Origin of the sequence: Flavobacterium gelatinilyticum, assembly GCF_027111295.1 — a bacterium.
Classification (GTDB): Bacteria; Bacteroidota; Bacteroidia; order Flavobacteriales; family Flavobacteriaceae; genus Flavobacterium; species Flavobacterium gelatinilyticum.
The window spans coordinates 1,004,759-1,029,353 of sequence record NZ_CP114287.1 but is presented as its reverse complement, the minus strand read 5'-3'; the positions used below and the strand labels follow the sequence as shown (position 1 = coordinate 1,029,353).

The window sequence follows — 24,595 nt, the reverse complement described above, 5'->3', positions numbered from 1 at the left end:
TTATGAAATTTCTAAAATTCACACTATATATTTTTCTGCCGGTACTTTTGTTGAGCTCATGCCGAGATTATGTTGAAGTAGAACCGGTTGGAAACAACAGAATCCTAAAATATACATCTGATTATAGAGGACTGGCCAACAATTACACCAGTATGGGATCATCCGGAGGTATTTATTTACTTGCCAATGACGATGTAGAATTCCCAACGGCATATCAAAACAATGTTACTTCTATTTGGGGCAACAGTTATACCTGGCAGGACAGAATTTATGATCCTTCGCAGGGAGATTCTGACTGGAACGGCTTGTACCTTGCCATTTATTACAGTAATGTTATCCTTGACGGCGTAATGAAAAGCCAGGACGGAACAGATGCAGAGAAGAAAGAAATCTATGCCGAGGCGTTTGTTCACAGAGCATTTGCTTATTTGCAGCTGGTAAATACATACGGACCGCAGTTTAATCCTGCTTCTGCCAATTCAGAAAAAGCAGTACCGTTATTACTGAAACCGGATTTGTTTTCTTCATTAGAAAGAAATACAGTGGGAGAGGTCTACGATCAGATTATTTCTGATCTGACAAGTGCATTGGCAAACGATATTCAGGACACACCGGAGTTTAATGTACTGCCTTCAAAAAGAGCCGTATATGCTTTGCTTGCCAGAACGTATTTGTATATGGGATCATATCAGTTAAGCCTTGACAATGCACAAAAAGCTTTGGCGGCGCAAAATGCCTTAATTGATTTAAGCTCTTTTGCAACAGGATACAGTTATCCGGTTTTGATTCAGAACCCGGAAATAATATTTTCAAAAACAATATTACTGTCTTACAATGGAGCACCGTTGTCAAACGATTTGTTAAACAGCTACGGTTCAGACGATCTTCGTTACAATTATTATACAATTGCAGGTACTAATTTTTACCCAACTCATACCGGAAGAGGTTTTGGAATTGCAACCTATAGTTATACAAACGGAATTAACGTTGGAGTATCGGTTCCTGAAATGTATTTAATTGCTGCCGAATGTTATGCAAGACAAGGCCAGACACAAAAAGCGATTGACAATCTGAACATCCTGAGAGCAAAAAGATTCAAAGCCGGTACTACTTACCAGTTGAGCGCTTCGACTCCTAAAGAAGCTTTGGAATTGACTATTGTTGAAAGACAAAAAGAATTTATAGGAAGAGGTTTCCGCTGGTTCGATCAGCGCCGTTTAAACTTAGATCCGGCTTTTCAGAAAACATACACACGAATTTTTAAAGGAAACACCTACACTCTGGCACCAAACAGTGACGGATATGTTTTCCCAATCAACCAGAATTATATTGACTTAAACCCGGAACTGGGCAAATAAAAACACTTTACAATGTTCAAAAAAATAATAAATATCAAACTATTGGTATTGGCTTTATGCGTCAATATCTTTCAGGCACAAGCTCAGGAAGTAAAATCAAGATTAACAGGTATGCCGGATGTTCCGTTCGTAGGATCAACCATAAAAATGACCTATGACCCAAAAGGCGGACCTCTTGAAAAAAACAAGGATATTAAAGGATATGTATACTATTTTGGCGATTACAGATGGGAAATAGAAGATCTGTCAATGAAAAAAAACGGCGCGGTTTATAACGTAGAATATAAAATTCCGGCAAATTGTGCTTTTATGGCATTTAAATTCTATGCCAATACAGATAACGGCATTGAGACTGATACAGGTCAGGACAGCGGGTATCTTCTGACTTCATTTAAAGAACCAAAAGCCAAACTTCCGGGTGCTGACCTGGCGTGGGGAACTTTTAGAAATAAAGATTTCAACGGCGAATTTGGCGGTTACTTCAAAGATTTTTCAATCGAAGGAGATGCAACCGAATATTGGTTAAAGAAAGAAGTAGCCGATCATCCGGACAGATTTCCTGAATTTTTTGACACATATTTAAAAGTGCTGAAAGTACAGAAACCGGAGAAATTCGATGTACTGGGACGTAAATTTTTAGGTGAATTCTCAAAAAACACAAAAGGAATGCCGGAAGAAGTTTTCGTAAAACTGCACAGTATTTATTTGTATGAATTAAAGGATAAAGCAAAAGCAGATTCTCTTGAAACTGTAATCGTAAAACAATTTCCAAAAGGATCTTATCAGCGTTTTAAAGCTTTCCAGAAAATCACTCCAATCGCAGATGCAGCAGAGAGAAACAAAGCTGTAGACCAGTTTTTGGCTGATTTCCCGTACAGCAGTAAAGAAGTACCGGCTTCGCAGAATTATTTGTATGATAATATCACAAAAATGAAGTTTGCGTACCTTTTCGAAACCAAAGATTATAAAAGCATTCTGGCAATGATTCCGACTATGAATTTCAATTCATTAAACGATGCCTACCACCAGAATATTTCTAAAGCTTTGTACTTAAAAACTGTAGAACCGCAGGTGATCGAAACAATGGCAGTGCCTATTATCAAACAAATGCAGTTAAAAATAAATGACATGTCGTATATGCAGGGCATTTACTGGTCGCCGAATCAGGCAGCGGAAAATGCGATTAACGGACTTAACAATCAACTGATTATTCAGATTCGTATGTACGATATGCTGAAAAAGTACAAAGAAGTAATCGAAACTTTTGAATTGCTTCCGTTTGAAAAACGTTATGAAAAAGCAAGCATCAACGATATTCATGTAAGAGCGTTAGAAGCACTAAACAAACCCATTATTGAGGTTTTGAAAAATGCGGCAAAAACCAATACTTTATCAGAAGGTTTAACAGCGAAATTAAAAGAAGCGTATCTCAAAGAAGGTAAAAAAGAAGCAGATTTTCCAGCCTATTTAGAGCAGCTGAAAAAAGAAAACAGCCACGGAGAAAAAATTGCCCTTATGGACCCGGTTGCGGCTCCGGCAATTAAAGTTCAGGCAGCCGACGGAAAAACAAAACAATTGGATTTAAACAACGGAAAAATTATTGTAATCGACTTTTGGGCAACCTGGTGCGGACCTTGCAAAAAAGCATTTCCGGCTATGCAGCAATTAGTTACCAATTACAAAACAGACAAACAAGTTGAGTTTTATTTCATCAGCACTCAGGAAACCAAAGAATCGTACAAAAAAGAAGCGGTCGCGTATTTAAAAGAAAAAGGATTAAAATTAGATACTTATTTCGATTTAGTTAAAAAAGGCGGCGGGACTAACAATGAATCTTTTTCAAAATACGCGGTCATCTTTAAATCAAGCGGTATCCCAAGAAAAGTGGTGATTAAAAACGGCCAGATCCGATTTACATCTGAAGGCTACTCTGGAAATCCGGGACAGCTTGTAGATGAATTATCAGAAGTTATAAATACTTTAAAAAACGAATAATTTCTTTTGAAAATCCAGTCAAATATGAAAAAAATATTTTTGCTGTGTATACTCTCTGCGGGTATACACAGTATATCTGCACAGAAAAAAGTTGTTGACAGTATCGCATACCAATCATGGAAAAGAGTAGGTACGAGTAAAATTTCATACAACGGTAATTGGGTAACGTACAAAACCGTTTTTCAGGATACGGAAAAAGAATCAGAACCTGAAACTTTTATCGTAAACACCAAATCCGGAAAAAAGCAGACACTGAATAAAATCAGCGATGCCAATTTTGTGGGCACAGGCGACATTTTGATGTATCAGGAAAACAATATTACTTATCTGCACAATCTTGCAGCAGGTACAAAAAAAGCATGGAAAATATCTGATTACACTCAGGCGCTTGAAGGAACTAATTACCTGTATTATACCCATTACGGAAATCCTGCAAATAAACTGGTATTTTTTGATCTGGGCAAAAACGACAGCATTGTCATCAATAACATTAAATCGTCTAAAATACTTCGCGGTCAGAAAATTATATTTACGCAGGTAAACGACAATACGATTGTTTTAAAATACGGCGATATAAAAGGACCTTATAAAGAAATCTACAGCAGTCCGGCTGATGCTTTTGGTGATTTTTCGATGAATACTAACGAATACGAAGGTTCGTTTACAACAAAATCAGACCCTAATAATGATGTAAATGCACTTCATTACTTCAACCTCAAAACCAATACACAAAAAGAAGTTTTAGATTTTAATGCCATAAAATGGCAGGATAAAGACTATGTGTTCTCGAGATCCGCTTATCCGTTTACAGAAAATTCACGTTTTATTTATCTGAATATCAGATCAGCTTCGAACCAATATCCGGATAACCGTATTAAAAAATCAGATATCGATATCTGGAAATGGAACGAAGGTTCAATGGAACGCAGACTGGCAAAGGTGCGTAATGAAAAAGCATCAGCAAAAGATCCGTTATATGTTTATGATTTAAAAGAAAAGAAAATCATTAAAATTTCAGACAGCCATTACACAAATGTAAGCCATCCTGATGCTGAAAATTATCCAAAAATATTCAAATACGTAAACGATAAATACACGATAGATGTTGACTGGACATTTAACGAAAGAAGCGATTTATACGTCGTTGATGTAGCAACAGGAAAAGAACAATTGCTGAAAGAAGGTATTAATTCAACCCCTTTCTGGAATCCTGCGGGAACTTACGGATTATTTTTTGATGAAAAACAGCAGGTTTGGCAGACGTATAAAACAGACGGAACTTCGAACGAATTTAAAAATATCACCGCTCAGCTTCCTTACACTCTAACCGATGAAGAAAAAGACATGGGGAAAACGCCTGTGCCTTACGGACTGGCAGGCTGGCTGAACAACGGAAACAGCGCTGCCTTTTATGATAAATACGATATTTGGGTTGTTGACCTTACGGGAACTGCAAAACCGTATTCGTTAACGCAGGAATTTGGCAGAAAGAACAATGTTATTTTGCGTCTATACGGATCTGAATTTGGCGGCAATCTAACTGATAAAACACTTACTCTTAGAGGTTTTAATACCAAAACAAAAGCCGAAGGTGTGTATCTTTTAAAGAATAAAAAAATCACGGTTTTGGCGAGCGATCCAAATTATGATATTAAAATTCAGTCATTTGCAGGAAACGGAAGTTATTTATTTACCAAAGAAAGCGCCTCTGTATTTCCTGATTTATGGTACGCAAATGACAGTTTTAAAACTCAAAAAAGGCTTACAACCGTAAATCCGCAGCAAGCAGAATACAACTGGATGAAGACTAAACTGCTTCGCTGGAAAAATTATGATGGCTCTGAAGCAGAAGGAATTTTATATGTTCCTGAAAACTATGATGCATCCAAAACGTATCCGGTTATTGTTCATTTTTACGAAAAACACACACATGAAATGAACCATTATGCCATGCCTGAATTAAGCACATCAAACATCAATATTCCAACTTTTGTAAGCAGAGGCTATTTAGTTTTCATGCCGGATGTAAAATACACCTACAATAGTCCCGGAAACAGTGCATACAATGCTGTTGTAAGCGGCACCCAATATTTAATCGACCAGAAAATCACAGAAAAAGGAAAAATTGGAATTCAGGGACATAGTTTTGGAGGTTACGAAACTTCGTATATCCTGACGCAGACTCCAATTTATACGTGTGCGATTGTAGGTTCCGGAGTAAGCAATTTTACTTCAAACTATTTAAATTATCGTGTAAACGGAATTTCGAATATGTTTAAATACGAAGCCGATCAGTACCGTATGAAAGGTTCTATGTTCGAATATCCAAAAGAATACCTGGATAATTCGCCAATTTTTAAAACGGGTAAAGTAACAACGCCAACACTTATTTTTCATAACGACCGCGACGGAGCCGTTCCGTTCGATCAGGGTATGGGATTGTTTTTTGCTTTGAGAAGACAGGGAAAACAAGCGTGGCTTGTAAACTACAAAACCGAAAACCACACGCTTGACAAAGCAGTAAACCAAAAAGACTGGACACAAAAAATGCAGCAGTATTTTGATTACTACTTAAAAGGAGCTTCTCGCCCTGAGTGGATGTAGTTTTTGATCATGGTAAAAATGTTTTGACACATAGAGGCATAGTTTTTTTCTTTCTCGCAGAGTTGTAAATAGGAGCAGACTTCTATACATAGCTATGTCCCTATGTGTTAAAAAATATTTCCCGCAGATCCGGCAGATTGAGCAGATTAGATTTTCGCAACAAAGCTATGTTTGTTTAAACCAATGAAATGCCTTTTTGCAGACAAAGAAAAATCTATGTTCCTATGTGTTAGAATTTATTTCATGCAGATTAAGCATATTGATTTTTTCAACACAAAGCTATGTTTGTTTAAACCAATGAAATGCCTTTTTACAGACAAAGAAAAATCTATGTCCCTATGTGTTAGAATTTATTTCACGCAGATTAAGCATATTGATTTTTTCAACACAAAACTATGTTTGTTTAAACCAATGAAATGTCTTTTTGCAGACAAAGAAAAATCTATGTCACTATGTGTTAAAAATTATTCCCCGCAGATCGTGCAGATTGAGCAGAGAAACAAAACTTTTGTCTCTCTATAACTATCTATATGATATAGGAATTATTATCAAAACATTATGTTGGAATAATATTTTTTATATCACTTTAAAAAAATCCAATCAAAAAAGAACAAAAAACTATCAACACAATGAAAATAAAATTATTAGCTGTACATTTCCTGATACTAGGCTTAACTCAGGCAGCAGCGCAGTTTAAAACCACAATTCCGCTCCGGAAAGATGTAGTTCACGGCACACTAAACAACGGAATGCAGTACTTTATCCTTCACAACGAATGGCCAAAAGAGCGAGCCGATTTTTACTTTGTACAAAATGTAGGTGCTATTTTAGAGGATGACAACCAAAACGGACTGGCGCATTTTCTGGAACACATGGCTTTTAACGGAACCGAGCATTTTAAAGGAAAAGGCATCATTAATATGCTGGCAAAGCACGGAGTAACTTTTGGGCGTGATATTAACGCCTATACTTCGCATGACGAAACGGTTTACAACATTAGCAATGTTCCTGTAAAAAATCCGGTTTTGTTGGATTCCTGTTTGTATGTTTTGCACGACTGGTCAGGATTTTTATCTTTAAAAGATGCTGAAATCGATGCTGAAAGAGGCGTAATAAACGAAGAATGGCGCACCAGAAGAAACGCCGATTTAAGAATTGGTTCGCAGCTGGAACCCGTATTGTACAACGGATCAAAATATGCCAAAAGAGACGTTTTGGGCGATATGAACCTGATTCAGAATTTCAAATACAAGCAGCTTAGGGATTATTATAAAAAATGGTACCTGCCGACACATCAGGCGGTTGTGATTGTAGGCGATATTGATCCGGCGAAAATCGAACAGCAGATTAAAAAAATAATGGGTTCAATACCAAAACCTTCCAATCCTGCCGAACGCGTCTACGAAAGAGTTCCGGACAACGACAAACTTTTGTACAAACTGGCTGTTGATAAAGAAGCACAGAAAACCTCTATTTCTTTAAACTTCAAAAAGAACAAACCGCTTGTTCAGGACATGACAGTTTTTGAAAACAGCATTGCAGAACAATTAGCCCTGCAAATGCTTAACAATCGTTTCAGAGAATATACCGTGAATAACGAAACCGCTTTGTTATCTGCAGGTGTAAGTCATTCAAGTTTAACACGATTAACTTCATTTTTCACTTTAACCGTAAATCCTAAAAACGGCCGATTGCTGGAAGCTTTCCAGCAGGCTTATACCGAGTACGAACGCGCCATTCAAAACGGATTCACAAAAGAAGAACTCGAACGTGTAAAAGAAAATATGCGTTCAGGTTATGAAAACCAGTTAAAAAACAAAGATAAAATCAGCAATGAAAACTGGGCTTCACAATTGCAGAATTATTATTTAGAAGCGTCACCGGTAATGAGTCTGGAAGACGAAGCAGCCCTTGTAGACAAAACTTTAGCGAAGCTGGATATTGCCGAAATCAATGCGGTTTTCCGTGCGCTTCCAACAGAGAAAAATCAGATTCTGACGGTTTCAGGACCTGAAAAAGACAATGTAAAATACCCTTCAGAAACAGAGTATACAACGGCAATTGCATCTATCAAAGCCCAAAAACTAGAACCTTATACCGAGACAGTTGCCAATACGGCTTTGGTAAATGAAAACCTTACAGCTAAACCTGTAACAAAGAAATTTGAAGTAAAAGGAATAAAAGAAGCCAAAGGATATGTTTTGCAAAATGGTGCCAGAGTAATTATTTACCCAACCACTTTATCTCAGGATCAGATTCTGTTTTCAGCTTTTAGTCCGGGTGGTGTATCCGTAATCAGCGAACAAGATTTACCTTCGGCACAAATTGCCACGGTTTTAGCTAAAAATTCAGGTTTAGGTGATTTTAAAGTAACCGATTTACAAAAACAGCTTGCCGGAAAAACTGTTAAAATCAGTCCGTTTATTGGCGAACATTACGAAGGTTTCAGCGGAAGCGCCGTAAAAAAAGATCTGGAAACTTTATTACAGCTGACGTATTTATACTTTAAAAATCCGCGTTTTGAAACACAGGCGTACAAACGAATCATTGATTATTACGGCAACGCGCTCGAAAACGCTGCTGATGACAACGGCAAAGTATATGGCGATACCATTGCTGTGCTCGACACGAACCACAGCAAGCGGACTTTTCTTTTAAGTAAAGAAAACCTGAACGAATTAAAATTCGATGCGGCATCAAAAATCTATAAAGAACGCATCTCAAACGCATCAGATTTTACCTTTGTTTTTGTAGGTAACGTTTCTGAAAATGATATTGAAAACATCAATAAATATTTAGGGAATGTGGCGGGAAATCATACGCAGGAAAAATTCACTGACCATAAAATTGGTATGGCAAAAGGAATTGCAAAAGTAAAACTGGCAAGAGAAATGAATGTTCCAAAGACGAGTATTTATGTGCATCTTGAAAACAGAAACGCCGCCTTTTCTGAGAAAAAACAAATTATGGCGTATATGCTGTCACAGCTTTTAGACAAACGTTATCTGGATAAAATCAGGGAAGACGAGGGCGGAAGCTACGGCGTTCAGACCCAGAGTTCGCTTTCTAAAAACCCGACGCCTGTTTTTTCTCTCCGCGTAAGTTTTGACTGTAATCCTGAAAAAGATACCAAACTGCTTCAGATCGTGTATGATGAACTTGATGTAATCGTAAAAAATGATGTAAACGAAAAAGATTTATCAGACATAAAAGAGGATTTAATCAAAAGCAATCAGCAGAATATCAAGTCGAATACGTACTGGATGAACACGATTGTCGATCAGTTAAAAACAGGTGATAAATACACAGACAGCGATACGTATGAAAAACTAATCAAAAGTATTTCTGTAAAAGATATTAAAAAATATGCTGCCGAAGTCCTGCCAAAAGCAGATCAGGTCGAAGTGATGATGCAGGCCAAAAACGATGCTTCTGCAAAAGCAAATTAAGAATTGCCCTTTTATTTAAAACCTGAATATACAAATCAGGAACGGCAATTCCTTGCTTTAATTTTAATAGTCTGTTACGGAAAAACTTAGGTTTTTAAAAATTTGAATTAGTTATAGAATTTGTGTAGACTGGAAAGAGCTGTTTTGCCGGACAGCTCTTTTAAATTTTAGATTGTTGATTTTAGATTTTATGGCTTCGCCTCTTTGCTTTCGCTCGAGTCTAAATTTCAAATTCCAAAATTGAATGTCCAAATCCTGAATCTATAATCTATTTTTAGAACAATATTTCGCTTGTTGATGATTTCTGAGGTCTTTTTTAAGACCTTTTTTTATGCCTGCATGTTTCCTTTTGATTTTATTTAAAAAATTAAACTAAAAATATTTTGCAATATTTTGCAAATTTGCTTAATATTGCAAAATAAATTATTGTTTAAATGGAAATCAGAATTGTAAAGGCAGTCACTGCTATAAGAAGTATATTTTTTGTCTGCGGACTTGCTTTGTCGGGCTGGGCACCTATGGTTCCTTTTGCGAAAGCACGTTTATCACTCGACGATGCCGGATTAGGAATGTTGTTATTACTTTTAGGAACGGGGGCAATTATAATGATGCCCATCAGCGGTTTTTTAAGCGAGCGTTACGGTAATCGCATTATTATTGCCTTTGCAGCGACACTTATCGCAGTTACATTGCCTCTTTTGGCTTTTCTGGAGGGAATTGCTTTTATGAGTGCGGCACTGCTTCTTTTTGGTGCCGGAATCGGAACTATCGATGTGGCTATGAATGCTTTTGGCGTTCATCTTCAAAATTTATACGGAAAACCTATTATGTCTTCACTCCATGGACTTTTCAGTGTGGGCGGTTTGTTCGGCTCTCTCGGGCTTGGTCTTTTAATAAAAATCGGACTTGAACCTCTATTTGCTGCATTGTGTCTTTCAATTTTGGTGCTGCTTACTGTTGGTTTCCAGTATAAAAAATTATTCAGCGCCGAAGAAGAATTTACGACTCAGTCACAAACTGAAAAAGAAGAAACTGCTTCGTCTTGGAACTGGTCCTGGTTACAGCGCGGTGTTTTGTTTTTAGGATTTTTATGTTTTATAGTTTTCATGGTCGAAGGCGCCATGCTCGATTGGAGCGCTTTATTTCTGTACGAAAACAAAGGACTTGACGAAAGCTGGTCCGGAATGGGATATGCCGTTTTTTCGACTGCTATGGCCATTATGAGATTATTTGGAGACGGTATTGTACAAAAATACAGTTCTCTAAAAGTGGTAATTGCAGGCGCTGTACTGGCGGCATCCGGTTTACTATTGGGAATTTTATCGCCTTTTATCGGACTTTCTCTGTTAGGTTTTTTCCTTTTAGGATGTGGTGCCGCGAATATTGTTCCGGTATTTTTTAATGAAGCCGGAAAGCTGAAAAACATCAAAACAGCAACAGCCGTTGCAGCTATTACGACTATGGGCTATTCCGGGCAATTGTTAGGACCTGTGGGCGTTGGGTTTATCGCACACGCTTCAACATTAAGTATTGCCTTATTGGTTTGTGCTGGATTGCTTTTTATGGTTGGAATATTGTATTTCCTCAATTTTTCGGCAAGAAAAGATAAAGAGATTACAACAGTGTAAATACTGTTTTATGAACTGATGTAAAACATCAGTACAAAAAGTTTAATTTGTTTTTTGAAGTAGTAAACAGGTTAAGTTAGTTGGTACGGTTACCGTGGTCTGGAAGACTGCGGTAACTTTTTTTTATACCAGTTTGAGTTCTTTATTTCTGTACAAATTTAACCTGGAATCCGTGCTGGCAAGTTCTGTAATCAAAACAGCAACTTCGTTCATAGGGCAGATTCGGAATGTTTCGGCTAAATCCAGTTTTTCTTCAAGAGCCAATGCAATGGTTTTTTTTGCATTTTTGTGCATAGCCGTTTTTATATCGGCATCACCAATAAAAGTCGCCGTTACGCCAATCTTGCTGTCAATGCCGCAGGTTCCCAAAAAATACCAATCGGCTGCATAACGCGCAATTTCCTCACAGGCTTTTGCACCTTCCGTGCTCTGAGTTTTCGGATTGTATTTTCCTCCTAATAAAAGCAGCTGAATATTTTTATGATGCTCTAAAACCGGAATAAGTGCCGTGTTATTAGTTATAATAGTAAGTTCAATATCAACAGGAAGTTTTGAGGCAATGCTGCAATTTGTGGTTCCTGCATCCATAAAGATCGTTTGTCCGGCTTCTATAAACTGCTGCGCCTTAAGTGCAATCAGTTCCTTTTTATCCGTCATATACGCTGCGCGGTCTACAAATGCCAGCGGATTTTTGGTCACTGGAATTGCACCGCCGCGTACCTTAGATAGAAGTCCGTTATTGTGCAGAGCTTCAATATCCCTGCGTATCGTATCTTTAGAAACTTGTAATTTTGCTGCTGCCGTATCATACTGAACCCTTCCGGTTTTTGAAAGTATTTCCAGTATTTTTCCAAAACGTTCCTCTTTTAGCATAAGAAATTATTAGTACACAAATATACATTTTTTAGCCCAATCTGCAGGGTTTTAGTGTATGCAGAAGCCTCAATAAAAGAAGTTTTCCTCATTTTTAAAGCAGTTCATCTGCTATACTTTTCCAGCGCGGTTCTTTTTCTAAAATTCCAAATGCAGGTTCTTTCAGCAATTGCTTTTTTTTAAGTTTTTTTCTAAGAAACTGCAGGTTTAAAAAATCCAGTGCAATACTCTTAAATTTTTCATCAGGAGAGACTATGGCGATTTTGGCAAAAAGTACCGCTGCATTATAATTATCGGTATCACTCATGCCTCCTGCAAATGTCGAAGCTGCATTGTAATAATCATAAGTTTTATCAAATTCTTTTACTGTATACGAATGTTTGGCATTTTTTAAAAGAGATTGAACTTCTGAGTGGTATTCCTGATCCTTTTTCTCTGATTCTTTCAGGTTTATTTCCTTGTACATAAAACCATACGTAAGTGCGTACAATTCAAGTGTAGAAAGATTAAATGCAGCTCTTCGGCTGTTTACGGCATACTCATCCAGAATAGGACGAAATCCCGATGCTTCGCCATTTCTGGTCCAGACAACCTGCGTGCCGTATAACTGTTTGTAATTGAGATTAGACTGAACCCGATCATATAAAAATGCATAATTTTCCAGATTGATTTCGCTGCTTTTCAGGAACTTTTTCATTTCAAAAAGAACTTCCTGCTGAAACGTAACATCCTGATCAGCATGCTGTACAATCAGCCAAAGATTATTTTCTCCGTCCCTGCCGATTTCTGAAATTTTCGGCCAGCCGCAGGTTTTTACAATTTCCTTTGCACGCGTAAGATTTTTAACATTAGACTCATTGATTTGTTCGTTTATTCGGGTCAGTTCAGCGTTGTCTTTCGTATTGGCTCTCAAATACCGCAGCTGCTGATCTTTGAGAGACATTATATTAATTTCCTTTCGTAAATCGGGAAGTTTTAATTTTTCAGCATAACTTTTTTCCTTTTCAAATGCCAGCTCCTTAATATTTTTCCAATTCTCCGGTGTCGTGGTACGCAGATAATTAAAATACGGATCATCAGCAAGCCAGTCAGCTTCTGTCCATTCCAGATTCAGAGCCGTGTGCAGATATTGAAAAGCTTTTTCAGTGTTATGATCAAGTGCGTACATTCCGGCAGCTTTATAAGCATCCAGAGCGCTGGGCGATTTAATTTTAAAAGCCTCTTCATAATAACCAATCGCATTTTTAAAATTGCCCTGTAAATGTTGTAATCCCGCTTTTACAGCCAGAACTTCATAGCTTGTTTCTTGGGCCGTAATCAAAGAAGTAAAAAGAAGAAAAGATAGTAGTCGTTTTTTCATATGAAATTTCTTAACTCGAAATCAAAAATAATCAAACTTATTTAAAATCAGATAAGTGTATAAAGAAACGTTCTTCATTTTCAGGTTAATATTTAGGATAGGGCTTGATTATTAAACATAAATAAAACCACCTGCTATGGATTTATTCATTTATGCCGGGTAATGGATATTTTATAAGCTAAAAATCAAATTGTAAAATTTCGCTGTAAATTTCTTTAGTTACTTTGTTTAATGCTTTGTGTATTAAATAATTATTTATTCATTATTAAAATTAATGCTATGAAAATACCTAAAGAAATTATAAACGGCGCTTTAATTTTTGTGGGAATCGCATTGTTCTTTCTGCTGATGGAACTTGTTAATCTGTCCCATTTATTTTATCTGAGATTACTAAACGTACTTTTCATTTTTTACGGAGTAAACAGAACATTACAGATGAACCTTGAAGAAGGAAAAAACGGTTTTGTGCCTAACGCCATTTCGGCTATGGTTACCTCATTTACAGCAGTAGTCATAAGTATTATTGCATTGCTTATTTACAGTTATGCAAAAGGAGGAGACCAATACGTAAAATCATTATCCTCGGCTTTTATGTTTGGAGGCGAACCGTCTGTTACCGCCTATTGTCTGTCTCTGTTTTTTGAAGGAACAGCATCTTGTATCATCGTAACGCTTTTACTGATGTTATACTGGAATAATAAATATGCAGCCGATTAAATAAAAAGGCAGCTGAAAAAATAAATCCCGAAAAGAATTAAACATTCTTTTCGGGATTTATTTTTGATTGTCAATCAAGTTGTACGATTAATAATCCTCTTCATCCTCATCCGCTTTCGACTCATCAAGAGTTCTTCTGTCAGCGTCATTGTCATCGTCGTCGTCTTTCAGTTCATCATCGAGATCCTGTGCGATAGGTGCGTTTTTCTGAAAGAAAGGATCAGATGTATCATTGTCTTTATTGAGGTGTTTGTTTTCATCCTCAAAATCCCTTTTATCAGTACTTTCGTAACTGTCTTCATCACGGTAACGGGTTCGGTCAGAAGTATCTTCATGCTGGTTTATAGCGGGATCTTTTTTCTCCATGAGTTCAGAATTTATGGGATCTTCGGCGGCGTAATATCTACGATCTTCCTGATCATAGATATCATCATAATTTTCTCTTGACATAATTTTTAATTTTAGTGTTCGTAATGGGTTTTAGATATCTGAAAGTTTAGAAGGATCTGTTGCTTCTGCTATACTTTTTCCTTCCGGATTTTCATTTTCTCTTTCTTTAACATACCTGTTTTCTTCGCCATGATGGTAAGGACATTTGTCAGTTCCGGTTTCACCGCCCGGCGACATACTGCCTGAACCGCTGTAGGCTGCGCCTGTATTGGTGTAAGCATCTTTTTGGTTTTGTTCTTGAGTTGTTTTATTGTTTTCCATGATTTTTTGTTTTAATTTTTACTTTATGATTTTTCAGCAGTTCGCGGGCATGTTTAAGGCCTGTTGCAATTGCAATTCCTTCTTCGGCGCCGTCAAGCAGAAGAGCATTGGCAATGGCAACAGCTTTTTCGCGAAGTTCCGGCGACTGATTTTTGTATGATGGGGGATAATCCCCGTTGTACCAGGGCATAATGTTTTGTTTTTAATGTTTATCCAATTATCCAAAATTACGATCTCATACCATAAAAGATTTTATATTATAAAAAAACAGTTTTACAGGATTGCTATGATAATGAGTTACTTATGTGTTGTTGTGATAAAAATATTGCATAATAAAAACCTGTTTTAGCTGAAGAAAAACAAAAATGATGTACTTTTGCTGTCAAAAAATCTGAAACAAGCAAGTTGAAAAGGTTACTTATCATAATACTTTCTATTTTAATCCTGTCACCATCTTTTGGCAGCTTGTTCATTTATGCTTCTTTTAAAATCAATCAGAAAGAAATTGCGAAAACCATCTGTGTGCAGCGTAAAGCAGCATTTAACAGTTGTAACGGCCGATGCCAGCTTCAAAGAAGCATCAAAAAATATTCTGAAAACGAAAGAAAAATGCAGGACAGCCTGAAAGAAAAAGCAGAGCTTGTCTATGTTCAGAATACTGTCGAAGTTAATTTCGGTACTATTCCTGTAACGGAATCAAAAGAAAATACTTCTGTTTTATTCGAAAAGAAACCTATTGGGGCATCCAATCTTACATTTCACCCTCCTCTCTGTTAGATCTTCGATCAATTTTCAATTTTTTAAATTCCAAAACTTAGGGTTAAATCCCAAGGTTCAAATTACAATGCCAATAAAAATGACAATTGCAATGGAAATTAAATCAAAAAATAAAAGTAAATTCCAATGACTTGCGGGTAATTGGGTTTGAAATTTATTGATGCTTTTCATGCTTCATTTTGTAATGTTGCTTTGAAACAGGTATTTGATTTATGTTTAGGATTTATTCTAAAAATTGATTTTTTTGATCTTTTGTAAATGATGGGATTCTTATGTCCCGATATTTCATTTACGCACTTCCTTATTAAATTTTTACGGCTGGACTTATTGATTTTTAAATCTATTAGCGTCTGCTGTATTTACACAGTTTTAAAACATCATTTAAAATGAGAATTTTTGAATTTCTGGTAATCGCATTCGTATTTGCGGTTACTTCCTGTACGATTGATAAAACAGATTATGAAGCTGAGACAAGTTCTCAGATTCCTGAACATTACGAGTTTAAAGAAGCCGTTTCTCTAAACAATGGTACTTATAAAATTAGTATTGAGGCTTTGAACGGAACTTTCTATAAAGGGTATAACGAACTTCATTTCAAAATTACCAACACACAAAACAATCAGACCGTAAATCCGTCTGAGGTGACTTTTCTGCCGGTAATGACAAATGCTGAAGGCAAAACCGCTTCCTGTCCGCATGAATACAATCCGGAATATGACGCTGCAAATAAGTATTACAACGGATATTCTGTATTTACAAGCGAAACCGCCTTGGTTTCAAACTGGAAATTGTATGTAAGTTTTACGCTTGATAATCAGAAATATGAAATCAATAAAGATATTTCGGTAGAAAAGCAAAGCAATAAAAACCTCAATATGACTGCCTTTACAGGAAAAGACGGCGAACAGTATTTTATTGCCTTGATAGCCCCTCAGAAACCAAAAGTGGCCGAAAATGCGTTAACTGCAGGCATTTACAAATACAACAAACCAGTAAACGAAGCCGGAACTTTTCCGGATCCTTCGCAGTTTTCATATTCACAAGTAAACGGATATACGTTAAAACTCGATCCAAGAATGCCGGAACCTTCTATGGGAAATCATTCTTCGCCTAACAATCAGGATTTAACACAGCAAAATGACGGTTTGTACCACGGTGTTGTTAATTATACCATGACCGGAAACTGGACTTTAAACCTGATTATGCAGAACCAAAACGGATTAATCCTAAAAGGAACTGTAGTACCAACGGATTTTACACCGGGTGTTGAAGGTGTAAAAAGCGAACTTTATATTGATACATTATTTTAAAAGCATGAAATATATTCTAATGTTACTTTTTTTCGGATTGTCGGTTACGGCTCAAAACCCGCACGCTCACCACGACAGCATTAAAAACCTGGAAGAAGTAAAAGTACATAATAAGGTTAAAAAGAAGATTGAAACCGAGATGAAAATGGCGGTTTCGGTTGATGAATTTTTGTCTTCCTCGGATAATATAAGTTTCATAAAAAGAGGGGCTTATGCATGGGAGCCTTTGTTAAATAACATGAGTACGGAACGTTCTACGGTTACGATTGACGGGATGCATGTTTTTGGTGCCTGTACTGATAAAATGGATCCGATAACCTCGTATGTAGAAAGTAATAATCTCGCTGCTATCGACATTAAATCAGGGCAGGAAGGAAGTCTTCACGGTGCTACGGTTGCCGGAAGTATCGATTTAAAAAGAAGAAGTACGCCTTTCAGCGCCCAAAACAAATGGAATGGTGCCTACCAAAGCGGATTCGAGTTTAATAACAAACAGTTTTTCAATCTCGGAAACGTTTCTTTTTCAAGTAATAAATTTGTTGCTGATGGGAGTATTTCCTACCGAAAAGCTGCTAATTATTACGACGGAAATGACAATGAAGTAAAGCATTCGCAGTATAAAAAATTCAACACCTCGATTGGTCTGGCTTATAAAACAAGCGATTTATCATCTGTACGGCTTGATGCTATTTTTGATATGGCAAAAGATGTGGGTTTTCCGGCACTGCCAATGGATTTATCGCTTTCACGTGCTCTTATAACATCGGCTGCTTATAAACAGTTGTTTGAAGAAGGTTTGGTAAGGGTTGTCGATACTAAAGTATATTTTAATGCAATTGAGCATTATATGGATGATACAACACGTCCTGAAAATCTCGTTCACATGGATATGCCGGGATGGAGCACAACGTTTGGTCTGGTTTCGAAAGCAAATTTAAAAAAGAACAGCTATTCATCAGAAATTCAGTTAAATGCTTACGATAATTTGTCAATTGCCGAAATGCGAATGTACCCGCAGGATCGAAGTCAGAGAACGATGTTTGCCTACAGCTGGCCTTGGGTTACAACGCGATACGGCGGACTATCGATGAACAACTCCTGGGAAATTTCAGAGAAAAGCCAGATTAATGCAGGCGGTTCTTTGGGCGTAAATTACAACTATTCAAAATATGTAGAATTCAACTGGATTTTTCATCCGGGAACACCACAGGAAAAAACGAGATTTCTGCCTGCAATTCACGCCGGATATCAGCTGGATCTCGAACATTTTAATTTTTCTGTCGGCACAGGTTACGGGCATCGCGCACCCTCTGTTTCTGAAGGTTACGGTTATTACATCTATAATAGTTTTGACCGTTATGATTACATTGGAAATCCGGATTTGAAAAACGAAATTTCAAACGAAATCAATGCAGGTGCCGGATTTAAAAATGAAAAGCTAAGCATTCAGGCAAAAGTAAACTACTTCTATATTCAGAATTATATTATAGGCCGTATTTTAAGCATGGGAAGCCCTATGAATTACCAGTCGGTTGGGGTAAAAGGTTACACTTCATTAGATTATGCGACACTTTTTAATATGTCGGCTAATGTAAGTTATGATATTCTGGAACATTTACACTGGAAAGGAACGCTGACTTATGCCCGCGGAACGGATAATAAAGGAGGAAATCTGCCTTTTATTCGTCCGCTGAGTTATCAGACATCACTTCATTTTATGCATAAAAACTTCGGAATCCAGACTTCGGTAAACGGTGATTTCGAGCAGATTAATTACAGTCCGGAATATGGAGAAGATTTAACATCAGCCTATACCATCTGGAACCTTTCAGCCAATTATTCGTTTAAAATCAATAAAGTAAAAACCACGGTACAGGCAGGTGCAGAAAATCTTTTAAATGAATATTACAGCACTTATGCTGACTGGGGAAATATCCCGAGAATGGGACGCAATATTTTTACCTCTTTAAAATTCAGTTTCTAAACAAAATGAAAAAAGTTTTTAGTATTACAATGACAATCCTGTTTCTGCTGGTTTCTTTCCAGCAGGCACTTATCATTGTGCACTTTAAACTCAATCAGCAGGAAATCGAAGAGCAGTTTTGTGTTAATAAAACCAAACCGGAACTGCAATGCCACGGTAAATGTCATTTAAAGAAAGAATTGCAGAAATCAGAAAAAAACAGCGATCAGGAACTGGCCAGCATCAGTAAACAGATTGACATTGTTATGATTTCTAACATAGATTTTAAAGTCGAAATTTTAAAAATTATCACTCCAAATAAAATACAACTTTATAAAGAATCAGGTCTTTTAGAACCTTGTCTGGACATTTTTATACCGCCGCCCATTTTGCATTTTATTAAATAATTCAGTTAATAAAAAGAAATATAATTACGCCTGATGCTGTAATTATTTACAACAGACAGAAAATACATTATGTAAATTTAAATGAGCGGAATACCTTTTTTAGTTTACAATCCCGAGCGGTCGGGAATATTTCTATGTGTTAAAAATAAATTGTACACAGAAGGCAGATACAACTAATAAAAATGCAAAATTTTAAACAATACCTATTATTCGCAGCTGCGGTTTTAACTTTCTCATCTTGTTCAAGCGACGATGATAATCCTGCGGCAAACAATGTAACGCTGGAATTCAACAATACCTTCAAAAATACAACAATTGTTCTGGGAGATGCAGCAGCGGCTTCGGCTACAGCCAATACATCGGCAGCAGGGCAGGTGCATCATTTTTCGGAAGTAAAATATGTAATCAGTAATATCCGCCTGATTAAAGACGACGGAAGCGAAGTACCTTACAATGTAAACGATCTGGACAAAGGCGCGGCAGTAATCGATCAGTCAAAAACGGCTTCATTGAGCTATGTTTTAAGCAATGTGCCTTCGGCATCTTACAAACAGATCAAATTTGGTCTGGGAATTAAACCGGAACAAAATACTTTAGATCAGGTACGTTTTCCTAAATTCTACACAGCGGCGGGAGCCAATGATACAAAAATGATGTGGGAATGGGGATCCGGATACCGTTTTACAAAAATTGAAGGTTTTTATGATACCGACAACAAAACAATGTCTATTCATACCGGAAGTACAGTAGAAGGAACAAACGGAGTTCCGGCGAGTTACACTCAGGGTGTAAATGCATATAGAGATATTACCCTGAACCTGACAGGAAATGCAGTGGTAGGAAGCAGTGCACCAAAAATTAAAATCAAAGCCGATTTTGATAAACTTTTGAGTGGGAAAACGAACACGATTACCTTATCAACAGGAACAGGAAACGCAGACAATGCAACACCAAATATCCATACAGCAGCACAAATGGTAAAATTTGTAGATAATCTGGGAGGAGACGGTTCAAGCGATATCAGCGGGATGTTTTCGGTTACGGCAGTAGAAAACTAGACTATTTCAGGGCCGTCTGAAAAATACGGACGGCTCTTTTTAATATTCATTTAAAATGAAAAAAATAATTAGTTTGCTGTTTCTTGCTTTATGGGTTGTGTCCTGCAGCAGTAATAATGATGATGCAGAGATGATTGCGATCGATAATCCTGAAATTTCCTTACCGATTCCGTCCGGTTTTCCGGAACTGAACAGTTTTGTGAGTTTAAATAAACCAACGAAATACGGTGTCGAATTAGGCGAAAAACTTTTCTCAGACAAAAGATTCAGTGCCGATAATACCATTTCGTGTTCAAGCTGTCATATTCAGGAAAACGCTTTTTCAGATCATCATCCGCAGGCAGTTGGAATTGAAGGAAGAGTTGGACTTCGAAATACGCCTCCGATTCAGAATTTAGCGTTTATGAAATTCTACAATTGGGACGGAAGCAAACTTCAGCTCGAAAATCAGCCTTTGGTTCCCATTATCACCCACGAAGAAATGGATTCGTCTATCCTGGAAGTCATTGGCAAAATTAAAGATGATGCGCAGTATAAAGAGTTATTTAGAAAAGCTTTTGGAGACGAAAATGTTACACCGGACAGAATTTATAAAAGTATCGCACAATTTGAATATACATTGATTTCGGCCAGCAGTAAATATGATAAAGTAAAACGAAAAGAAGGTCAAACATTTACAGAAAGTGAAGCGGCGGGATATAAAACCTTTCAGCAGAAATGTGCAGTCTGTCACAGTGGTGAATTGTTTACTGACCAGAGTTTTAGAAATATCGGTTTTCCTTTAAATACCGATTCTAACGAAGCGGGAAGAGGCAGGGTTACCGGAATTCCGGCAGATTTTATGAGCTTTCGTGTTCCGTCTTTACGAAATATCGAGTACACAGCTCCATACGGAAGTTTTGGTCAGTTCCCGACTTTAAAATCGGTTTTGGATTATTTTGATGCCGGTGTTCTGGATGCTGCTAATCTCGATCCGGTTTTTAAAAATAATGAAGAAAAAATACCTTTGACTGAGGAAGAAAAAACAAATTTGATTGCTTTTATGAAAACCCTTAGTGATACCGAATTTGTGAAAAAGTAATCGCAATATGTTAATTCGATTCATATAATATTTTTAAAAAAGTCAAACCTGTAAAGTTTGGCTTTTTTTATGTTAAAATTTTGTGGAACTATTTAAGTTTCGATTGTGTGTAAGAGTTGTTTTCTTTATATTTGATACGCAGTAGCCCTAAACACATCAAAAATACTAATGGAGTTAATACCCAACCAAGATCTTTTTCAAACCGTTTTTAACTCTTCGCCTAATAGTATTGTCGTGCTAAAATCTTTATACAGTGATCAGAACACTGTAGAAGATTTTTCTATTCAGCTTATTAATACTGCAATGCAGAAATGGATCGACCATGAAAATTATAAAGGCCGGCGATTTACCGAGATTTTTCCGCGAATTAAAGAAACCAATATTCTGGAAATATTAATTGAAACAGCCAAAACAGGCATAACGGCCAATTTTGAACGTTCATACGGAGAAGATAAAAAATACTGGTTTCGTATTACGGCCAGAAAACAGGACGATCTGCTGGTAGTTTCGATGGAAGATATAACGGGGAAAAAACAGGCAGAAACAGCCTTAAATACGGCACTTGCCGCTGCAGAAAAACAAAAACGTCTTTACGATTCTATTATAAACACAACGCCTGATCTGGTGTATGTGTTTGATCTTAATTATATTTTTACCTATGCCAATAAAGCGCTGCTGACCATGTGGGGAAAATCGGCAGAGGATGCTATAGGGCGAGGATTAAGGGAAAACGGCTATGAAGAATGGCATGCCCTTATGCACGAAAGAGAAATTGATACCGTAGTGGCTGAAAAAAAATCGATCAGAGGAACCGTATCTTTCCCTCATGCCGAATTAGGAAGACGAATTTATGACTATATTTTTGCTCCTGTTTTTAATGAAAAAGGCGAAGTAGAAGCCGTAGCAGGAACAACCCGTGATATTACCGAAATAAAACAGGCCGAAGAAAAATTACAGCAGAGCGAGAGCCGTTTTCGTAAAATGATTCATCAGACTCCGGCGCCTACTCTGGTGCTGAAAGGAGATGATCTTGTGATTGAAGAAATCAACAAACACATGCTGCAGATGATTGGGCGAGGTGAAGAAATCATTGGTATGCGATTGATTGATGTGCTGCCGGAACTGAAAGGACAATATGTGTGGGAACAGGTTTTAAAGGTCTACAACGAAGGAATTCCGTTTGATCAGAGCGAAGTTCTGGTGCCTCATAACCGCACTGGCGAAGTAAAGGATTATTACTATAATCTGGCGTATCGTCCTTTGGTTGAAGACGGACAGATAACAGGAATGATTCAGGTAGCGGTTGAAGTTACCGAGCAGGTGGTTGCAAGGCAGAAAATGGAAGAAAGCGAAAGCCGTTTCCGTGCTCTGGTAAACGCTTCGTCTGATGTGGTATACAGCCTTGATGCCGACTGGAAAATGATGCGCGGTCTGGATGGCGGCGGTTTTCTTCTGGATTCAGAAGAGCCTTTTGCAAATTGGTTAGACCTTTACATTCATCCGGCCGACAGAGAAAAAGCAGTAAGCCGTATTAAAAAATCGATAGAAGATAAAAGTATATTCGAACTGGAACACCGCGTTATAAAAACGGATGGCACTTTGGGCTGGATTTTTACAAGAGTTGTTCCTATTCTGGATGAGAAAGGAAATGTTGCCGAATGGTTTGGCGCAGCAAGCGATATTACATCGCAAAAAGAAATTCAGGAAATTATAAAAGAAAGCGAAGAGAAATTCCGTCAGCTGGCAGATCTTGTACCGCAGATTATCTGGACAGGAAACCCCGACGGATTTGTAGATTATTATAACCAGCGATGGTACGAATATACCGGTTTTGACGAAAATGAATACGGCGATTCAAGCTGGCTTCCAAACCTGCATACGTATGATGCACCGCTTGTTATGCAAAATTGGTACGATAGTGTACACAACGGTACTCCTTATCAGCTTGAATTTCGTTTAAAAAATGCCCGAACCGGAGAATACCGATGGTTTTTAAGTAAAGCGCTTCCCATAAAAGATAAAACAGGTGTTATAATCAAATGGTTTGGAACCTGTACCGATATTCACGAGCAGAAATCTATTACTGAAAAACTCGAAATTCTCGTAGCCGACCGTACAAAAGAGTTACAGCGTTCTAATGAAGATTTACAGCAGTTTGCTCATGTGGCATCGCATGATTTAAAAGAACCGGTGCGAAAAATAAAAACGTTTGTAAGCCGTCTGGAAGACCATCTTAACGGGAAACTCGACGAATCTGCATCAAAATTTATAAACCGGATTCATGTAGCGGCAGATCGTATGTTTAATATGATCGACGGCGTTCTGGCGTACTCAAAAATCAATGCCGATTCGCAGAAAACAACGCTGGTGGATTTAAATGAAGTAATCAAAAATATCGAAACTGACCTGGAAATTTCACTTCAGAAAACAGACGGAAAAATTCAATATCAGGATTTGCCGGTGCTCGAAGGCGCTTCGGTATTACTTTATCAGCTTTTTTACAATCTCATCAATAATTCTATTAAATTTGCTCAGGAAGGTACAGCGCCGCAGATAACCATTCTGGCAGAAAAGGATAATAAACGCGATAAAAACACCGCGGTCATTATCTTAGAAGATAACGGAATTGGTTTTGACCACGATCAGGCTGGGCGGATATTTGAAACTTTTACCCGTCTTAATTCCAAAGACCGTTATGAAGGAACCGGTTTGGGATTGTCGCTCTGCAAAAAAATAGCAGAACGTCACGGCGGAAGCATAAACGCAGCCGGTATTCCGGGTAAAGGGGCTGTTTTTACAATAATACTGCCTTTAGAACAGCAGCAAAAAGACATTTAAAGTATGGATGGAAAGGTAATTTTACTGGCCGATGATGATATGGACGATACAGAAATGTTTTGTGAAGCATTGGCAGAAATAGATGAAAACGCAATTTGTCATTGTGCAGAAAACGGAAGTGAAGCTTTAAAAATACTCAGTAGTCTGGATAAAAATCCGGGTGTAATTTTTCTGGATTTAAATATGCCTATAATGAATGGCTGGGATTGTCTGAAAAGGTTAAAATCTGACGATCGTTATAAAGAAATCCCCGTGATTATGATTTCGACATCATCACATAAAAATGATATGGAAACCGCCTCAAAACTGGGCGCTTTGTGCTATTTTGTAAAACCCAATAATTTTAATGATTTAAAAGAGATTCTCAGAACCATTACATCCAATCTTCAAAATGGAGTAAATAATCTGGTACAGAGCCTGAAAGACGCAGGTTTTAAAAATATTTTTGTCTGCGGCGAAAAATAAT

At 37.4% G+C, this 24,595-nt stretch carries 19 protein-coding genes; 14 read left to right on the top strand and 5 right to left on the bottom strand.

What is annotated here, in order from left to right; genetic code table 11:
• The first annotated feature begins 2 nt into the window (after positions 1-2).
• The 5 genes from OZP11_RS04340 (at position 3) to OZP11_RS04320 (ending at position 11,034) form a co-directional block, all read left to right on the top strand.
• The gene (locus OZP11_RS04340) at positions 3-1,358 is read left to right on the top strand and encodes a RagB/SusD family nutrient uptake outer membrane protein (protein WP_281234000.1); all 1,356 of its coding nucleotides are present in this window, start codon (positions 3-5) and stop codon (positions 1,356-1,358) included.
• A 12-nt stretch (positions 1,359-1,370) separates the two neighbouring features.
• Positions 1,371-3,353: a TlpA family protein disulfide reductase gene (locus OZP11_RS04335; protein WP_281233999.1), complete on the top strand. Its 1,983-nt coding sequence runs from the start codon at positions 1,371-1,373 to the stop codon at positions 3,351-3,353.
• 24 nt (positions 3,354-3,377) lie between these two features.
• A complete protein-coding gene (locus OZP11_RS04330) occupies positions 3,378-5,957 on the top strand; it encodes a S9 family peptidase (protein WP_281233998.1) in 2,580 nt (859 codons plus the stop codon).
• Between the two features lie 629 nt (positions 5,958-6,586).
• Complete coding sequence (locus OZP11_RS04325) at positions 6,587-9,406, top strand: M16 family metallopeptidase (RefSeq protein WP_281233997.1); 2,820 nt, start codon at positions 6,587-6,589, stop codon at positions 9,404-9,406.
• Positions 9,407-9,840: 434 nt separating this feature from the next.
• Positions 9,841-11,034, top strand: coding sequence for an MFS transporter (locus OZP11_RS04320; protein WP_281233996.1), 1,194 nt, complete (start codon positions 9,841-9,843; stop codon positions 11,032-11,034).
• A gap of 123 nt (positions 11,035-11,157) precedes the next feature.
• Here the strand turns inward: OZP11_RS04320 and OZP11_RS04315 are convergent, their stop codons facing one another.
• Positions 11,158-11,907 (bottom strand): DeoR/GlpR family DNA-binding transcription regulator, encoded by a 750-nt coding sequence (locus OZP11_RS04315; protein ID WP_281233995.1) that lies wholly within the window; start codon positions 11,905-11,907, stop codon positions 11,158-11,160.
• A 94-nt stretch (positions 11,908-12,001) separates the two neighbouring features.
• On the bottom strand, positions 12,002-13,267 hold the full coding sequence (locus tag OZP11_RS04310) for a DUF6624 domain-containing protein (RefSeq protein WP_281233994.1): 1,266 nt from the start codon (positions 13,265-13,267) through the stop codon (positions 12,002-12,004).
• A 279-nt stretch (positions 13,268-13,546) separates the two neighbouring features.
• Here OZP11_RS04310 and OZP11_RS04305 point away from each other — a divergent pair, with 279 nt between their 5' ends.
• Positions 13,547-13,984 carry a hypothetical protein gene (locus OZP11_RS04305; RefSeq protein WP_281233993.1) on the top strand — a complete coding sequence of 146 codons (438 nt, stop codon included), beginning with the start codon at positions 13,547-13,549 and terminating at the stop codon, positions 13,982-13,984.
• Positions 13,985-14,071: 87 nt separating this feature from the next.
• Here OZP11_RS04305 and OZP11_RS04300 read toward each other — a convergent pair whose 3' ends face one another.
• Genes OZP11_RS04300 through OZP11_RS04290 form a run of 3 tightly spaced genes read right to left on the bottom strand, consistent with a single transcriptional unit; the run spans position 14,072 to position 14,885 of the window.
• Complete coding sequence (locus OZP11_RS04300; protein ID WP_281233992.1) at positions 14,072-14,434, bottom strand: hypothetical protein; 363 nt, start codon at positions 14,432-14,434, stop codon at positions 14,072-14,074.
• 30 nt (positions 14,435-14,464) lie between these two features.
• Positions 14,465-14,695 (bottom strand): hypothetical protein, encoded by a 231-nt coding sequence (locus OZP11_RS04295; RefSeq protein ID WP_281233991.1) that lies wholly within the window; start codon positions 14,693-14,695, stop codon positions 14,465-14,467.
• Positions 14,682-14,885, bottom strand: a complete 204-nt coding sequence (locus OZP11_RS04290) for a DUF2188 domain-containing protein (protein WP_281233990.1) — start codon at positions 14,883-14,885, stop codon at positions 14,682-14,684. Before OZP11_RS04290 ends, OZP11_RS04295 begins: the two co-directional genes overlap by 14 nt.
• A 215-nt stretch (positions 14,886-15,100) precedes the next feature.
• Between OZP11_RS04290 and OZP11_RS04285 the strand changes: the two genes are divergently transcribed.
• The 8 genes from OZP11_RS04285 (at position 15,101) to OZP11_RS04250 (ending at position 24,594) form a co-directional block, all read left to right on the top strand.
• The gene (locus OZP11_RS04285) at positions 15,101-15,472 is read left to right on the top strand and encodes a hypothetical protein (protein ID WP_281233989.1); all 372 of its coding nucleotides are present in this window, start codon (positions 15,101-15,103) and stop codon (positions 15,470-15,472) included.
• A gap of 386 nt (positions 15,473-15,858) precedes the next feature.
• Positions 15,859-16,782, top strand: a complete 924-nt coding sequence (locus OZP11_RS04280; protein ID WP_281233988.1) for a hypothetical protein — start codon at positions 15,859-15,861, stop codon at positions 16,780-16,782.
• Positions 16,783-16,786: 4 nt separating this feature from the next.
• A complete protein-coding gene (locus tag OZP11_RS04275) occupies positions 16,787-18,766 on the top strand; it encodes a TonB-dependent receptor plug domain-containing protein (protein WP_281233987.1) in 1,980 nt (659 codons plus the stop codon).
• 5 nt (positions 18,767-18,771) lie between these two features.
• The gene (locus OZP11_RS04270; RefSeq protein ID WP_281233986.1) at positions 18,772-19,152 is read left to right on the top strand and encodes a hypothetical protein; all 381 of its coding nucleotides are present in this window, start codon (positions 18,772-18,774) and stop codon (positions 19,150-19,152) included.
• Positions 19,153-19,334: 182 nt separating this feature from the next.
• A complete protein-coding gene (locus OZP11_RS04265) occupies positions 19,335-20,210 on the top strand; it encodes an MbnP family protein (protein WP_281233985.1) in 876 nt (291 codons plus the stop codon).
• A 55-nt stretch (positions 20,211-20,265) separates the two neighbouring features.
• Positions 20,266-21,291 (top strand): cytochrome-c peroxidase, encoded by a 1,026-nt coding sequence (locus OZP11_RS04260; RefSeq protein WP_281233984.1) that lies wholly within the window; start codon positions 20,266-20,268, stop codon positions 21,289-21,291.
• A 168-nt stretch (positions 21,292-21,459) separates the two neighbouring features.
• Positions 21,460-24,129, top strand: a complete 2,670-nt coding sequence (locus tag OZP11_RS04255; RefSeq protein WP_281233983.1) for a PAS domain-containing sensor histidine kinase — start codon at positions 21,460-21,462, stop codon at positions 24,127-24,129.
• A gap of 3 nt (positions 24,130-24,132) precedes the next feature.
• On the top strand, positions 24,133-24,594 hold the full coding sequence (locus OZP11_RS04250) for a response regulator (protein ID WP_281233982.1): 462 nt from the start codon (positions 24,133-24,135) through the stop codon (positions 24,592-24,594).
• Position 24,595 lies beyond the last annotated feature (1 nt).

Coding starts and splice junctions, on each gene's coding strand:
- OZP11_RS04340 (WP_281234000.1), top strand. CDS start 3: ATGAAATTTCTAAAATTCACACTATATATTTTTCTGCCGGTACTTTTG.
- OZP11_RS04335 (WP_281233999.1), top strand. CDS start 1,371: ATGTTCAAAAAAATAATAAATATCAAACTATTGGTATTGGCTTTATGC.
- OZP11_RS04330 (WP_281233998.1), top strand. CDS start 3,378: ATGAAAAAAATATTTTTGCTGTGTATACTCTCTGCGGGTATACACAGT.
- OZP11_RS04325 (WP_281233997.1), top strand. CDS start 6,587: ATGAAAATAAAATTATTAGCTGTACATTTCCTGATACTAGGCTTAACT.
- OZP11_RS04320 (WP_281233996.1), top strand. CDS start 9,841: ATGGAAATCAGAATTGTAAAGGCAGTCACTGCTATAAGAAGTATATTT.
- OZP11_RS04315 (WP_281233995.1), bottom strand. CDS start 11,907: ATGCTAAAAGAGGAACGTTTTGGAAAAATACTGGAAATACTTTCAAAA.
- OZP11_RS04310 (WP_281233994.1), bottom strand. CDS start 13,267: ATGAAAAAACGACTACTATCTTTTCTTCTTTTTACTTCTTTGATTACG.
- OZP11_RS04305 (WP_281233993.1), top strand. CDS start 13,547: ATGAAAATACCTAAAGAAATTATAAACGGCGCTTTAATTTTTGTGGGA.
- OZP11_RS04300 (WP_281233992.1), bottom strand. CDS start 14,434: ATGTCAAGAGAAAATTATGATGATATCTATGATCAGGAAGATCGTAGA.
- OZP11_RS04295 (WP_281233991.1), bottom strand. CDS start 14,695: ATGGAAAACAATAAAACAACTCAAGAACAAAACCAAAAAGATGCTTAC.
- OZP11_RS04290 (WP_281233990.1), bottom strand. CDS start 14,885: ATGCCCTGGTACAACGGGGATTATCCCCCATCATACAAAAATCAGTCG.
- OZP11_RS04280 (WP_281233988.1), top strand. CDS start 15,859: ATGAGAATTTTTGAATTTCTGGTAATCGCATTCGTATTTGCGGTTACT.
- OZP11_RS04275 (WP_281233987.1), top strand. CDS start 16,787: ATGAAATATATTCTAATGTTACTTTTTTTCGGATTGTCGGTTACGGCT.
- OZP11_RS04270 (WP_281233986.1), top strand. CDS start 18,772: ATGAAAAAAGTTTTTAGTATTACAATGACAATCCTGTTTCTGCTGGTT.
- OZP11_RS04265 (WP_281233985.1), top strand. CDS start 19,335: ATGCAAAATTTTAAACAATACCTATTATTCGCAGCTGCGGTTTTAACT.
- OZP11_RS04260 (WP_281233984.1), top strand. CDS start 20,266: ATGAAAAAAATAATTAGTTTGCTGTTTCTTGCTTTATGGGTTGTGTCC.
- OZP11_RS04255 (WP_281233983.1), top strand. CDS start 21,460: ATGGAGTTAATACCCAACCAAGATCTTTTTCAAACCGTTTTTAACTCT.
- OZP11_RS04250 (WP_281233982.1), top strand. CDS start 24,133: ATGGATGGAAAGGTAATTTTACTGGCCGATGATGATATGGACGATACA.